Source organism: Phenylobacterium sp. (assembly GCF_030693805.1).
Classification (GTDB): domain Bacteria; phylum Pseudomonadota; class Alphaproteobacteria; order Caulobacterales; family Caulobacteraceae; genus Phenylobacterium.
This window is the reverse complement of the sequence record NZ_JAUXZW010000414.1, coordinates 1-13,099: the sequence shown is the minus strand read 5'-3', so window position 1 is coordinate 13,099 and position 13,099 is coordinate 1. Positions and strand designations below refer to the sequence as shown.

Genomic DNA, 13,099 nt, shown 5'->3' with positions numbered 1-13,099 from the left:
AAGTACAATCATGCGATTTTTGGTCCCGAATCGGCGGGTCGTCCAATTTTCCAGATTGGCTTTCAGGCGCCACCAACTTCCACGACGGTCAGCATTTGGGAAGACCCCTGGTATCTCTACGGCGTGGAGAAGGCGCGCGACTGTTGCCTCATGACATGGAGTCCAATTGGGTCACGCGCGGAGTTTATCCATCAGATCAATTTGACGAAACAGGCCGTCGGGTTGTGGATCTCGTTGCTCGGCGCATATTCAATCTTCGCTTGGGCGATCATCGTCAGCGCCGCGGCCGTTCTGTTCGTGCCCCATGGAACCTCGAGTAGTGACCGATTCCATCTGGCGATGATCCTGGGCACCATGGCGGCGTACATGAGCGGCTACGCGCTCCTGTGGGTTGACGACCGATACGTTTGGCCGATGTTGCCGCTCACCCTGATCCTTGGGCTGTACCTGCTCAACCGGCTCGACGGGTTGCGGCCGGCGCTGTTCCAGCAGGCGCCGAGGTTGGGTCAAGCCTGGCTTTTGACCCTCACGATCCTGTTCGCCGCCTCGTTTCTGTTCAAGCCGGCGTACGAGCTCGAAAACCGCCGAGGCGCCGCGCTTACCACCAACGGGTTTGTAACTCAGCTGCGGGGCGGCGACCTGCAAGGGGCCCGATTAGCCACCAACACCGACTATGGGGCGGCGGTGATCATCGCCTATCACCTGAAGGCCAAGTACTATGGGCAGACGCCGGTGACGATGACCGACGCGCAGGCCGTGCCGGACATGCGCCGCCAGGGGGTGCAGTACTTTCTAGCCTTCGACAAACCCCCCGTTCCGATCAGCGGCCTGGAACTGGTCAACTTCATCCGCTCGGGAGCGCGCACCTTGGCGATATACGCGGTTCCGCAGGCCAGCGCGCCCGCCCGCTAGGCTTCTTCGCGGCGCGGGCCCATGATTAATTTCCGCGACGCCACATTTGCAAGGCTTGAACGATGAGCGATCGCGCTGAGGTGATATCGGCGGACTATTTGAAACAGCAGCAGACGTTGCATGAGCGCAGCGACTACGGCACCGCTTCTTTGGCGTTCGCACCCTTCGTAAAGTCGCTGCTGGACATAACCCGCTTCAGTTCGTTAGCGGACTACGGTGCGGGAAAACAGAATCTGCGTCGACGTCTCAAGCAGCTAGGCCGTGACGCGTTCACCTATCTTCCCTACGACCCGGCGTTTCCCGACTATGGACCGCCTCGGACCGCGGAACTGGCGTGCTGCATCGATGTCCTGGAACATATCGAGCCTGAGCACCTCGATGCTGTCCTTGATGATCTCGCGCGCATCACCGGGCGGCTGGGATTCTTCACGGTTCACACCGGTCCGGCAGTGAAGTTGTTGAGCGACGGCAGGAATGCCCACTTGATCCAGCAACCCGCATCCTGGTGGTTGCCGAAATTCTGCCAGCGCTTCGAAATCGTTCACCTGCAGCTCATTCCAAAGGGCTTCTGCGTGCTTGTTGCGCCCAAAGCCGACAGTGAAGCGCTCGCCGGACTCGACATGATCGAAATCCGTCGCGCAGCAGGCCGTGCGAGATTTAAGCGCTCCGTCCCGCTGGCGGTTCGCGCCTGGCGACGACTTCAGGAACTCGCGTCGCATGGGCATCCGGCCTCATGACCCCATTCAACGCGAGCGCCGCCCGAAATTTCAGCACAGCTTCGCCAAACACCGTCCCGAGCAATAGCCCGTCAGTTTTGATGTCGCAGTGCTGGAACTCTTCTCCACCTGTGCAGTTCGGTGGGTCGAGCGCGGTCCAGATCCAGCAGCCAGGCGCGCGACCATTTGGAGGTTTCATATTGACCCGGCGTCCAGACGCTGGCCCTGCTGGGCGTGGCGCTCCATGTCGATGATGCTGCTGAGCGCGCTGGCGCTCGCCTATCTGTTGGGCGGCATGACCGGGCCCGGGCTGTGGCGCGCGGTGCGTCGGGTCTGGCGCAGCGTACGCGGCGAACGTCCGGAATCCTGGAGCACCTATCATCACCTGGGCATGCGCTCGCCGGACCAGGACCGGGCGCGGCGCCGGCGAGGCTGAGGTCGCCGCCTCTCGCGGCGGATCGGATCATGGTCGGCGTCGCATTCACCCATCCACGGAGAGCATCACGGTGAACGCCCGGGCAATCGCTGCGGCGATGATCTGCGGCCTGGCGGCGGCGCACGCCGCGTTCGCCCAGCCGGCGGCAAGTTTTCCGCCCGCGTCGGACGCTGAATCCCTCGCGGTCTGGCTCTTGGCCAATACCGACCTGGCGCCAGCCGCAGTGGTGTCGATCGGGCGCACCAGCGTCATCGGCCTTCGCTCCGTGGCCCTGCCTGTGTCGGCAGGCGCAGGGCTGTTCGACGTCCACATCCGCTCCGAGGTGATCGACGCCGAAACCGCGTCCGAGGGCGGCTATCTGTCTTGGTCGGCGGACGTGGAGGTCGACTGCGCCGGTCGCCGCAGCCGGGCGACGACGATCACCAACTATCCTCAACGCAACCTCCGCGGCGCCGGACGCGAAGGCAGCGAGTCCGGCGAATGGGTGAGCCCGACGGCGGGCACGCGGCTCTACAGCGTGATCCAGGCGGTCTGCGATCCGAATTTCCGCCGCCCGCTGGCCGGCCTGCCGCGCCCCAAGACCAAGCCAGTGGTGGTCGCCGCAGCGCCGACCGCCGCGGCCGCAAAAGCCAAGCCCCCGGCCGCCAAGCCGCCAGCCCCCGCGGCTGTAAAGCCACGCACGGGAAATAGCCCCAGCGCGGTTCAGCTCAGCGCCTCCGGCTCAGCAGTCCAGGCGCGCCAGTCGATCACGAGGATCCGGCGCGCCTTCGCCGTGCAGACTACGGGCCTGTTGGACACCGTCGAAGAAGCTACGGTGAGCGGAAAGCCCGTCTATCGCGCCCTACTCTACGGCTTCGCCTCACGTGGCCAGGCGGTGAGCCTGTGCTCGGTTCTGTCCGCCAAGGGACACGCCTGTTTCGTGAAGGAGCGTGCGACACGATAAAGCGCGGTTTGCGTCGTAGACGTGGTTAGCGCGCGCTTAAGGTTCTCTTAGCTTCCGGCGTCCTACCGTAGGCGCGATACGGAACCAGCGACCGGCGACGGGTTTGTAAAAGGGGAAAGGCTCACATGGTCTCCCTCCGCTACGAAGCGACGACACTCTCGCGCGCGATGATCACGCGCAAGGACGACGACAGGGTCGAACGCAATCGTCTGAACTGGCGGTTGCTGCTGGCGCTCGCGCTCAATATTGCGGTGTGGGCGGCGGTCCTGCAGACCGCTCGAATCCTTCTCTAGACGTCTCGCGAATTCTCCCCTCGCGTGCGTGTGCTTGCGCTGAGCGCATGACGCCCCGTGAATGCTGCAGCCAGTTTCTTTCTGCGTCTGGCGCGCATGGGCGGGGACATCGGGATCCTAGCTCCAGATGCGCCCAGGCGGGGTCGGCTGGCGACGGAGAAGTCGATCATGGATCAGCCAGGCCTCGCCTATGCGCTGCGCCGTCAGGACGCGGGATGGTCGTGGCGCATCACCAATGCGGCCGGCGACACCGTAGCGACGGGGCTTGAACAAGCCCGGGCCGCCGCGGTCGAAGCGATCGACGGCTCCCTGCGGGCCTTGGCGCGCGCCGGCGTCGGCGACCTGATCACGCGCCGCGTCCGCTGACGCGCTCGAGAACAATCGAACCCGTTGAATCTGCTAATCGTCGAACTGGTGCTGGTCTATGGCCTGGGCGCGATCACCGGGCCTGCGCTCGGACGCAGCGCCCGTCGCGTATGGCGGCGGCTGCGCGGGCGGCGGGATCGGGGCTGGAGCGGCTACTTCCAGGGTGAGCCGGCGCGCTCAGCTCGAACCACGCTGCAGGAACACCACCGGCAGGGTCCTCGCCAGTATCTTCAGATCCAGCGCCAGCCGGCGGCGGCGCACATAGGCCACGTCCATCACCACGCGCCGGCGGAAGCTTAGCTGGTTGCGCCCGCTCACCTGCCACAGGCCGGTCATTCCCGGGCGGACGGCGCAGTAGTGGCGCAAGTGCACGCCATAGAGGGCGATCTCCTCCTCCATGATCGGCCGGGGGCCCACCAGGCCCATGTCGCCACGCAGGATGTTGATCAGTTGCGGCAGTTCGTCGAGGCTGGCCCGGCGCAGGAACCGACCGGCGGGCGTCACGCGCGGATCGTCTCGCAGCTTGCGGATGCGCGTCCACTCCTCGCGCGCCAGAGGGTCCGCCGCCAGGCGCTGGGCGAGCATGGTCTCAGAATCGACCACCATCGTTCGGAACTTCAGGCATTCGAACACCCGCCCATCGCGACCGACGCGGCGTTGGCGAAATAGCGCCGGTCCGCCGTCCTGCGCGCGGATGGACAGCGCGATGGCGATCATCATCGGCGCCACGAACAGCAACACCACCAGCGCCAGCAAAGCGTTCGCCATGTCGCCAGACGTCATCCGCCGCGACCGCGAGCGCGGCGCGCTCGTCACATCAGCGGCGAACGTCAGTTCGGTCATTGTGCTTTTCGGCTCTAGGGCAAGCCGGCCCGTTCCCTACGGGCGCGTCAACCTTGACCAGAGCCGAGGGGTTCGGTGCGGCGCGCGGGTTTATTTATTAACCCACCTCACACATCTGTGATCGCGCCTGAAGCCGTGCCGCGGACACGAAAAAAGGCCCCGGCGCGGACGCCGGGGCCTTGTCTCACAACACTTCGGGATGTCGGCGTTTTTCTAGGACGCGTAGAATTCGATGACCAGGTTCGGCTCCATCTTCACCGGATAGGGCACCTCGGCCAGCTCCGGCGCACGCACGAAGCGGGCGGTCATGCCCTTGGTGTCGACTTCGATGTAATCCGGCGTCTCGCGCTCACCCGACTGCAGGGCTTCGAGCACCAGGGCCATGTTGCGCGAACGCTCGCGCACGGTGATCACGTCCTCCGCCTTACAGCGATACGACGGGATGTTCACCCGCTGGCCGTTCACCAGCACGTGGCCGTGGTTGACGAACTGACGCGCCGCGAACGGCGTGGGGACGAACTTGGCGCGATAGACGATGGCGTCCAGGCGCGATTCCAGCAGCGCGATCAGGTTCTCGGACGTATTGCCCTTGCGGCGCGACGCCTCCTGATAGATGCGGCTGAACTGCTTTTCGGTGAGGTTGCCGTAATATCCCTTCAGCTTCTGCTTGGCGCGGAGCTGCAGGCCGAAATCGGAGACCTTCTGCTTGCGGCGCTGGCCGTGCTGGCCGGGACCGTAGGCGCGGGAGTTGATCGGGGACTTCGGGCGACCCCAGATGTTCTCGCCCATCCGCCGGTCGAGCTTGTATTTCGCCGAGTGGCGCTTCGACATGAGTTACACTTCTCTTCTGTCGATCCGGACCGGCGCACTCCGAAGCTGGAGGCGCGATCTCAACGGCGGTCTCGGATCACCCGTCATAGATTTCGCGACCGCGCGGGAGACCCGGCGGCGGAAAGGGGCGGTGTATGCTCACCCCTCCCCCGCAAGTCAAGCGTTTCAGCCCGCGCCGCGCGCCAGGGTGCGGCGCAGGAACGCCTCGATCTCGGCGTTCATCTGCTCGTGGAATGCGGCGCGGTCGAACCCTTCCGGATCCTGCGCCGGCAGGAAGCCCGGACGGCGCATGGCCGGAGGAAACGGGCTCTGGAACGCGAAATGCCCGGCGCCGGCCACCTCGCGATGCTCGAGCAAGCCGGGCCGCAGGCCGCGCGCGACGATGCGGCCGTGGATCTGCGGGGTGCTCAGGTCCTTCTCGCCGGTGAGCATCAGCACCGGAATGGAAACCTCCCCCAGCGCACCCTCGGCGGCGAACCAGGCGACGGCCGGAGCCAACAGCACAAGCGCCTTGACGCGCGGGTCGGGCGTCGCCGGCACGACGGCCTGCTTGCCGTCCGGGGTCTCGTGGTCGAAGGCGGTCGGTTTGCCGCCGGCCATCGCCAGCGCTGTGTAACCGCCCAGGGAGTGGCCGATCACGCCGACGGCGGCGGCCAGCCTTTGGCCGACGATCGGATCGGCGAACGCCGCGTCGATCGCAGCCCGGATATGGCGCGGCCGGTTCTCCAGCACCTGTGCGGTGTGGGCCAGGCGGTTGTCGTCGCGGTTGTTCCCCGGATGCTCGACCAGAGCTGCCACGAAGCCGGCGCTGGCCAGATGGGCGGCCAGGTCGCGGTGGGTCGCCGCCGAGCCTCCGCCGCCGTGCGAAATCGCCACCAGAGGCAGCCCCGTGCCCTCCACCGGAGCGTCGGCGGCCAGCAGCATGGGATAGGGGCCGAGATCTGTGGGCCGGGCGATGGCGAAGGTGGGATAGAACAGGCGCACCGGCACGGCTTCGCCGTTGACCGCGTCGCGGGCTTCCAGGCGATGATGGCCGACGCCGGGCTTGCGCACCCTAAGGCGTCCCGCGAGAAGCGGTCGCGCGCAGGTTCATTCGCCAGCCTCCGGTTTCGCTGCGCGGCGGGCGAGTTTCTCCAGCACCCGGCCGCGCCCCTTGGACAACGCCGTCACCACGCCGCGGAAGGTGCGCACCTCCTGGTCGTTGAGCTGGGCGCGGGCGAGCGCCGAGCGCAGGTTCTGCACCATCGATGGCTTCTTCTCCGGTGGATGGAAGAAGCCGCCGGCCTCCAGTTCGGCCTCAAGGTGGTCATAGAGCCCGATCATCGCCGCCTGCTCGGCCGGAGGCGCGCCGTCGCGGAACTTGGCCGGCGCCGTGGCGTCCTGCGTCATGCGCCATTCGTAGGCGTTCAGCGCCACGGCCTGGGCGAGGTTCAGCGACGAGAACCGCGGATCGACGGGAATGGTGATCACGGCCTGGCAGAGCGCGATGTCGGCGGTCTCCAGCCCGGCGCGCTCGCCGCCGAACAAGAAGCCGGTGCGCAGTCCCTGGCGCGACGCCGCCGCCAGCTTCGCCGCCGCCTCGCGAGGGGTGAGGATCGGCAGCTGCACTTCCCTGGGCCGTGCGGTGGTGGCGTAGACCACGTGCAGGTCGGCGATCGCCGCCTGCAGGCGCTGGTGCGCCTTGGCCCCGTCCAGCGGCCAGTCGGCGCCGGACGCAGACGCCCAGGCGCGCGGTTGCGGCCAGCCGTCGCGCGGATTGACCAGCCGAAGATCGCTCAGGCCGAAGTTGGCCATCACGCGCGCGGCGGCGCCGATATTCTCGGCAAGCTGCGGCATGCTGAGGATCACGCAGGGAGGAAAACGATCAGTATCGGCCATCTGGGCGTTTTCGTCCGCCGGGCGGGTGCAGCGCAAGCGCCGCCTGTAGCAACTCCCTCGCTGACGTTACGGACGCTTGGCCTTTGCGTCGGCTGGCGCGGCCCGGTATACGGCCCGGCAACCTATTTCGAACCGCTCCGGAGCGCTGCCCCAGATGGCCAAGATCAAAGTCGCCAACCCCGTCGTCGACATCGACGGCGACGAAATGACCCGCATCATCTGGAAGTGGATCAAGGACAAGCTGATCTTCCCCTACCTGGACATCAAGCTGGACTACTACGACCTGGGCATCGAGCACCGCGACGCCACCGACGACCAGGTGACCATCGATGCAGCCGAAGCGATCAAGCGCCACGGCGTCGGCGTTAAGTGCGCCACCATCACCCCGGACGAGGCTCGCGTCGAAGAATTCAAGCTGAAGTCGATGTGGCGTTCGCCCAACGGGACGATCCGCAACATCCTCGGCGGCGTGGTGTTTCGCGAGCCGATCATCTGCGAGAACGTCCCCCGCCTGGTGCCCGGCTGGAACCAGCCGATCATCATCGGCCGCCACGCCTATGGCGACCAGTACCGCGCCCAGGACTTCGTGGTGCCCGGCGCCGGCAAGGTGACGATGACCTGGAGCGGCGCCAACGGCGAGAAGATCGAACGCGAGGTTTTCGACTTCAAGGGCCCCGGCGTGACCATGGGCATGTTCAACCTGGACGACTCGATCCGCGATTTCGCCCACGCCTGCTTCGCCTTCGCGCTGGCGCGAAAGTACCCGCTGTATCTGTCGACGAAGAACACCATCCTCAAGGCCTATGACGGCCGCTTCAAAGACATCTTCGCCGAGGTTTTCGAAGCCAAGTACGCCGAGAAGTACAAGGCCGCCGGCATCGTCTACGAGCATCGCCTGATCGACGACATGGTGGCCGCGGCGCTGAAGTGGTCCGGCGGCTTCGTCTGGGCCTGCAAGAACTACGACGGCGACGTGCAGTCGGACACCGTGGCGCAGGGCTTCGGCTCGTTGGGGCTGATGACCTCGGTGCTGCTCACCCCCGACGGCAAGATCATGGAGGCGGAAGCCGCCCACGGCACCGTCACCCGCCACTTCCGCCAGCACGAGCGCGGCGAGGCGACTTCGACCAACTCGATCGCCTCGATCTTCGCCTGGACCCGCGGCCTGCAACACCGCGCCAAGCTGGACGGCAACGCCGAACTGGAACGCTTCGCCACCGTACTCGAAGAAGTCTGCGTCTCCACGGTCGAAGCCGGTTCGATGACCAAGGACCTGGCGCTACTGGTCGGCGATCAACAGGGCTGGCTGACAACTGAAGGCTTTATCGACAAGGTCGCCGCCAACCTCGAACTGGCGCTGGCCAAGGCCTGATGGCTTCTGCGCGGCGGCCTGGACGGTGAATCTGCTCCAGGCCGCGGCGCCGCTGCTGATTCCGATCGTCGTGGGCGTGATCCTGGGACGGTTGGGTTGGCTGGGCCACACCGGCGTGCGCCGCCTGGTCGCCTTCACCTATTGGGTCGGCTTCCCGCTAATGCTGCTGCACGGGCTGGGCCATAGCGCGGCCCCCGACCCCAGCCTGGGCATGGCCCTGGGCGCTTACGCCTTTTGCATGTGCTCGATCCTCGGCGCGGCGATCCTGATCGCCCGGCTGATGGGCTTCGACGCCCAGGTGCGCGCCGGCCTGCCGATGGCCGCGTCCATGGGCAACACCGGCTTCTTCGGCGTGCCGCTAGCCGTGTCGCTGTTCGGCGAGGCACAGCGCGGCCCCGCCACCGCCCTGCTCACCGCCGACTTCGTGATCCTGCTGACGCTCGCTGTCGCCACGTTGCAGAGCGCGCGGCCGGGCGGCTCGATACCGCGCCTGATCGCGCGCGTGCTGGTCAATCCGACTGTCGCCGGCGGCGTCGCGGGGCTATGGCTCTCGTTCGGCCACATCGAACTGCCGCGGGCCATCGACCTGCCGCTGTCGTGGATCGCCGTCGGCGCCAGTCCCGTCGCCCTGCTGGCGCTGGGCGGGTTGATGGGCCGCGAGCCGGTGATCCCGCGCTCAGGCGAGTTCGCGCCGCTGGCGCTAACCCTCGCGCTGAAGCTGGTCGCAGCCCCGCTGCTGGCCTGGACGGTCCTGGGCCTGCTGGGCTTGCGCCCGGACCTGCGCGTCACGGCCACCCTGCTCGCCGCATGTCCCACGGCGGTAAACGTCTTCATCCAGACCCGCAGTCTGGACGTCTTCGCCCGCGGCGCGTCCCAGGCGGTGATCATTGGTACGGCCGCCAGCGCCCTGACCCTGCCGCTAATCGTCTGGCTGATCTCGTTCTAATCTAGCCGGCGAGCGCGACCTTCACTGCGGCCAGGCCCTCGGCGGCCTTGGAGCCGTCGGGGGCGCCGCCCTGGGCGAAGTCGGGTCGCCCGCCCGCGCCCTGGCCGCCCATGGCTGTGACTGCAACCTTGGCGAGTTCGACGGCGCTGAACTTGCCTTGCGCCGCGCCGGTGACCGCGACGGTCACCGCGCCCTTGCCCTCGGCGACGCCGACCAGGGCGATGACGCCGTCGGGCACTTGCTTTTTGAAGGCCTCGGCGATGGGGCGCAGATCCTTGCCGCCGACGCCCTCCATGACCCGGGCCAGGATCATGACCCCGCCGATGTCCTCGGCCTCGGCGGGCGCCGACCCGCCCGAACCGCCGCCCATGGCCAGTTGGCGCTTGGCGTCGGCCAGCTCCTTCTCCAGGCGTCGGCGCTGGGCCTCCAGCGACTCGACGCGCGCGGCGACCTCACTGACCGGGATCTTGAACTGCTCGGCGAGGGTACGCGATACGCCGGCCTGCTCCAGCAGCCAGCGCCGCGCCGCCTCGCCAGTCAGGGCCTCGATGCGACGCACGCCAGCCGCGACGCCCTGCTCGGAGACGATCTTGAACAGGGCGATGTCGCCGGTGCGCGCCACGTGGGTGCCGCCGCACAGCTCGACCGAATAGGCGCCCTCGCCGTCCAGCGCGCGGCCGAGCGTCAGCACGCGCACGCTATCGCCGTACTTCTCGCCGAACAGCGCCATGGCGCCGGCTTCGATGGCGGCTTGCGGCGCCATCACCTGCAGGTCGGCGGGTAGGTTCTGGCGAATCACCGCGTTGACCTCGGCCTCGATGCGGTCGATCTCGTCGGCTGTCAGCGGCTGACCGTGGGAGAAGTCGAAGCGGATGCGCTCGCCGTCGACCATCTGGCCCTTCTGCGAGACATGCGGACCCAGCACATTGCGTAGCGCCGCGTGCAGCAGGTGGGTGGCGGAGTGGTTGGCGCGCGTGGCGGCGCGCGCGTCGGCGGCCACCGCCAGGCGCACGCGCTCGCCGGGCTTCAGCACGCCCGAGACGACTTCCAGCTTGTGGGCGAAGAGATCGCCGGCCTGCTTCTGGGTGTCGAGCACGCGCGCGGCGCCCCCAGTCCATTCGACTTCGCCCGCGTCGCCGGCCTGGCCCCCGCTCTCGGCATAGAACGGAGTGCGGTCGAACAAGGCCTCGACGGTCTGGCCGGCGGAGGCCTGATCGACCTCGACTCCGTCGGCGACCAGGCTCAGCACCTCAGCCGTGGCCTCCGAGGCTTCGTAGCCGATGAAGTCGCTGGGGCCGAGGCGGTCGCGCAGCGCGAACCATTCGCCGGCCTGGGCGACCTGTCCGGAGCCGGTCCAGGCCTCGCGGGCCTGCTCGCGTTGGCGGTTCATCGCGACCTCGAAGCCTTCGACGTCGACCGTGATGCCGCGCAAGCGCACCGCGTCCTGCGTCAGGTCGAGGGGGAAGCCGTAGGTGTCATAGAGCTTGAAGGCGACCTCGCCGGGGATGACGCCGCCTTCGCTAAGGCCCGCGGCGGCCTCCTCGAGCAGGGCGGAGCCGCGGCCCAGCGTGCGGCGGAAGCGTTCCTCCTCCTGGCGCAGGGTGTCGACGATCGCCGCCTCAGCGCGGCGCAGCTCCGGATAGGCCGCGCCCATCTGTTCGACGAGCGCCGGAACCAGGCGGTGCATCAGCGGGTCCTGCGCGCCCAGCAGATGGGCGTGGCGCATGGCGCGGCGCATGATCCGGCGCAACACGTAGCCGCGGCCTTCATTCGACGGCGTCACCCCGTCGGCGATCAGGAAACTGGACGAGCGCAGGTGATCGGCGATCACCCGGTGCGAGGGTTCGCTGGCCGCGTCGCCCGGGCCAGTCAGCGCCTTGGAGGCGGCGATCAGCGCGCGGAACAGGTCGATGTCGTAGTTGTCGTGCACGCCCTGCAGCACGGCCGCGACCCGCTCCAGGCCCATGCCGGTGTCGATCGATGGCCTGGGGAGGTCCGCGCGTGTGCCGTCGGCAAACTGCTCGTACTGCATGAACACCAGGTTCCAGATCTCCACGAACCGGTCGCCGTCCTCATCCGGGCTGCCAGGGGGCCCGCCCGCGATATGGTCGCCGTGGTCGTAGAAGATCTCCGAGCACGGACCGCAGGGGCCGGTGTCGCCCATCGACCAGAAATTGTCGGAGGTGGCGATGCGAATGATCTTCTCGTCAGGCAGGCCGGCGATCTTCTTCCACAGCGCGTGCGCCTCGTCGTCGGTGGCGTAGACGGTGACCAGCAGGCGCTCGGCCGGGATCTTGAACTCGCGCGTCAGCAGGGTCCAGGCGTGCTCGATCGCGCGTTCCTTGAAGTAGACGCCGAACGAGAAATTCCCGAGCATCTCGAAGAAGGTGTGGTGGCGCGCGGTGTAGCCGACATTGTCCAGGTCGTTGTGCTTGCCGCCGGCGCGTACGCACTTCTGCGAGGAGGCGGCGCGCGGGGCCGGCGGGCTCTCGGCGCCGGTGAAGACGTTCTTGAACGGCACCATGCCGGCGTTGACGAACAGCAGGGTCGGGTCGTTCTGCGGCACCAGCGGCGCAGACGCGACGGCCAGGTGGTCGTTCTTGGCGAAGTAGTCGAGGAAGGTGGCGCGGATCTCGTTGAGGCTCGGCATGGCGCTTTCGTCGAAGTCTGGAACGCAAAGATGGGGACGTGGAAGGCGTTGGCGCGTCGGTGCGTGTTGCGCCGCACACCAGAGGGACCCGGCTCGTTTACTAGCCTTGGCGGCGCCGGCAAAGAAAAAGGGCGCCGGGGCCGATATGGCTCCGGCGCCCTGTCCGATGAACAGGCGTCGCGTGGTGAAGTGGAAGGCCCCGGCGGCGGGGTTTGCGGGGATCGCCGAAAGCCTTCGGGCGCGACGCCTGAGCGTCGGGGAGCCTGAGCGTCGGGTAAGCCCTATTCCTCTTCGGTTTCCGGGCGGCCAACCAGCAGTTCTTCCTCGATCTTGGTGGAAGAGGCGCGCACCGCGGTCTCGATCTCGGCGGCGATATCCTTGTTGGCCTTCAGGAACTCGCGCACGTTGTCGCGGCCCTGGCCGATCCGCTGGCTGTTGAACGAGAACCAGGAGCCGGACTTGTCGATCACGCCGGCCTTGACGCCCAGGTCGATGATTTCGCCCAGCTTGGAGATCCCCTCGCCGTACATGATGTCGAATTCGACCTCGCGGAACGGCGGGGCGACCTTGTTCTTCACCACCTTCACGCGGACGTTGTTGCCGACGATCTCGTCGCGGATCTTCACCGAGCCGGTGCGGCGGATGTCCAGGCGCACCGAGGCGTAGAACTTCAGCGCATTGCCGCCGGTGGTGGTCTCCGGCGAGCCGTACATCACACCGATCTTCATGCGGATCTGGTTGATGAAGATCACCAGGGTGTTGGTCTTGGAGATCGAGCCGGTGAGCTTGCGCAGCGCCTGGCTCATCAGCCGCGCCTGCAGACCCGGCAGGCTGTCGCCCATCTCGCCTTCGATTTCGGCGCGCGGCGTCAGAGCGGCCACCGAGTCGATCACCACGATGTCCACCGCGCCCG

At 67.2% G+C, this 13,099-nt stretch carries 14 protein-coding genes; 8 read left to right on the top strand and 6 right to left on the bottom strand.

The genetic code is table 11. From position 1 onward, the window contains the following. The 6 genes from Q8M88_RS16600 to Q8M88_RS16575 form a co-directional block, all read left to right on the top strand. Positions 1-912 (top strand): hypothetical protein (locus Q8M88_RS16600; protein WP_305598266.1); only part of this gene is annotated, 912 nt, incomplete at its 5' end. Between the two features lie 62 nt (positions 913-974). Continuing rightward, positions 975-1,649 carry a hypothetical protein gene (locus tag Q8M88_RS16595; protein ID WP_305598265.1) on the top strand — a complete coding sequence of 225 codons (675 nt, stop codon included), beginning with the start codon at positions 975-977 and terminating at the stop codon, positions 1,647-1,649. Positions 1,650-1,872: 223 nt separating this feature from the next. Next, positions 1,873-2,064 carry a hypothetical protein gene (locus Q8M88_RS16590; RefSeq protein WP_305598264.1) on the top strand — a complete coding sequence of 64 codons (192 nt, stop codon included), beginning with the start codon at positions 1,873-1,875 and terminating at the stop codon, positions 2,062-2,064. Between the two features lie 70 nt (positions 2,065-2,134). Further along, on the top strand, positions 2,135-3,007 hold the full coding sequence (locus Q8M88_RS16585) for a surface-adhesin E family protein (protein WP_305598263.1): 873 nt from the start codon (positions 2,135-2,137) through the stop codon (positions 3,005-3,007). Positions 3,008-3,132: 125 nt separating this feature from the next. After that, positions 3,133-3,300, top strand: a complete 168-nt coding sequence (locus Q8M88_RS16580) for a hypothetical protein (protein WP_305598262.1) — start codon at positions 3,133-3,135, stop codon at positions 3,298-3,300. Positions 3,301-3,468: 168 nt separating this feature from the next. Beyond that, a complete protein-coding gene (locus Q8M88_RS16575) occupies positions 3,469-3,666 on the top strand; it encodes a hypothetical protein (protein ID WP_305598261.1) in 198 nt (65 codons plus the stop codon). A 177-nt stretch (positions 3,667-3,843) separates the two neighbouring features. Here the strand turns inward: Q8M88_RS16575 and Q8M88_RS16570 are convergent, their stop codons facing one another. The 4 genes from Q8M88_RS16570 to Q8M88_RS16555 form a co-directional block, all read right to left on the bottom strand. Continuing rightward, positions 3,844-4,509, bottom strand: coding sequence for a sugar transferase (locus Q8M88_RS16570; protein WP_305598260.1), 666 nt, complete (start codon positions 4,507-4,509; stop codon positions 3,844-3,846). Positions 4,510-4,722: 213 nt separating this feature from the next. Next, the gene (rpsD, locus tag Q8M88_RS16565; RefSeq protein WP_305598259.1) at positions 4,723-5,340 is read right to left on the bottom strand and encodes a 30S ribosomal protein S4; all 618 of its coding nucleotides are present in this window, start codon (positions 5,338-5,340) and stop codon (positions 4,723-4,725) included. A 165-nt stretch (positions 5,341-5,505) separates the two neighbouring features. Further along, complete coding sequence (locus tag Q8M88_RS16560; RefSeq protein WP_305598258.1) at positions 5,506-6,393, bottom strand: hypothetical protein; 888 nt, start codon at positions 6,391-6,393, stop codon at positions 5,506-5,508. Between the two features lie 36 nt (positions 6,394-6,429). Continuing rightward, on the bottom strand, positions 6,430-7,218 hold the full coding sequence (locus Q8M88_RS16555) for an RNA methyltransferase (RefSeq protein ID WP_305598257.1): 789 nt from the start codon (positions 7,216-7,218) through the stop codon (positions 6,430-6,432). 154 nt (positions 7,219-7,372) lie between these two features. Here Q8M88_RS16555 and Q8M88_RS16550 point away from each other — a divergent pair, with 154 nt between their 5' ends. Together Q8M88_RS16550 and Q8M88_RS16545 are read left to right on the top strand one after the other, a co-directional pair. Beyond that, positions 7,373-8,590 (top strand): NADP-dependent isocitrate dehydrogenase, encoded by a 1,218-nt coding sequence (locus Q8M88_RS16550; RefSeq protein ID WP_305598256.1) that lies wholly within the window; start codon positions 7,373-7,375, stop codon positions 8,588-8,590. A 25-nt stretch (positions 8,591-8,615) separates the two neighbouring features. Further along, a complete protein-coding gene (locus Q8M88_RS16545) occupies positions 8,616-9,536 on the top strand; it encodes an AEC family transporter (RefSeq protein ID WP_305598255.1) in 921 nt (306 codons plus the stop codon). Position 9,537: 1 nt separating this feature from the next. On the opposite strand, the gene alaS is transcribed toward Q8M88_RS16545, so the two are convergent. Together alaS and recA are read right to left on the bottom strand one after the other, a co-directional pair. Further along, the gene (alaS, locus tag Q8M88_RS16540) at positions 9,538-12,186 is read right to left on the bottom strand and encodes an alanine--tRNA ligase (RefSeq protein WP_305598254.1); all 2,649 of its coding nucleotides are present in this window, start codon (positions 12,184-12,186) and stop codon (positions 9,538-9,540) included. Between the two features lie 281 nt (positions 12,187-12,467). Further along, positions 12,468-13,099 (bottom strand): recombinase RecA (gene recA / locus Q8M88_RS16535; RefSeq protein ID WP_305598253.1); only part of this gene is annotated, 632 nt, incomplete at its 5' end.

Bases quoted from the DNA above. Each gene is read 5' to 3' on its own strand.
- Q8M88_RS16595 (WP_305598265.1), top strand. From the start codon at position 975: ATGAGCGATCGCGCTGAGGTGATATCGGCGGACTATTTGAAACAGCAG.
- Q8M88_RS16550 (WP_305598256.1), top strand. From the start codon at position 7,373: ATGGCCAAGATCAAAGTCGCCAACCCCGTCGTCGACATCGACGGCGAC.
- Q8M88_RS16570 (WP_305598260.1), bottom strand. From the start codon at position 4,509: ATGACCGAACTGACGTTCGCCGCTGATGTGACGAGCGCGCCGCGCTCG.
- rpsD (WP_305598259.1), bottom strand. From the start codon at position 5,340: ATGTCGAAGCGCCACTCGGCGAAATACAAGCTCGACCGGCGGATGGGC.
- Q8M88_RS16555 (WP_305598257.1), bottom strand. From the start codon at position 7,218: ATGGCCGATACTGATCGTTTTCCTCCCTGCGTGATCCTCAGCATGCCG.
- alaS (WP_305598254.1), bottom strand. From the start codon at position 12,186: ATGCCGAGCCTCAACGAGATCCGCGCCACCTTCCTCGACTACTTCGCC.
- Q8M88_RS16590 (WP_305598264.1), top strand. From the start codon at position 1,873: ATGTCGATGATGCTGCTGAGCGCGCTGGCGCTCGCCTATCTGTTGGGC.
- Q8M88_RS16575 (WP_305598261.1), top strand. From the start codon at position 3,469: ATGGATCAGCCAGGCCTCGCCTATGCGCTGCGCCGTCAGGACGCGGGA.
- Q8M88_RS16580 (WP_305598262.1), top strand. From the start codon at position 3,133: ATGGTCTCCCTCCGCTACGAAGCGACGACACTCTCGCGCGCGATGATC.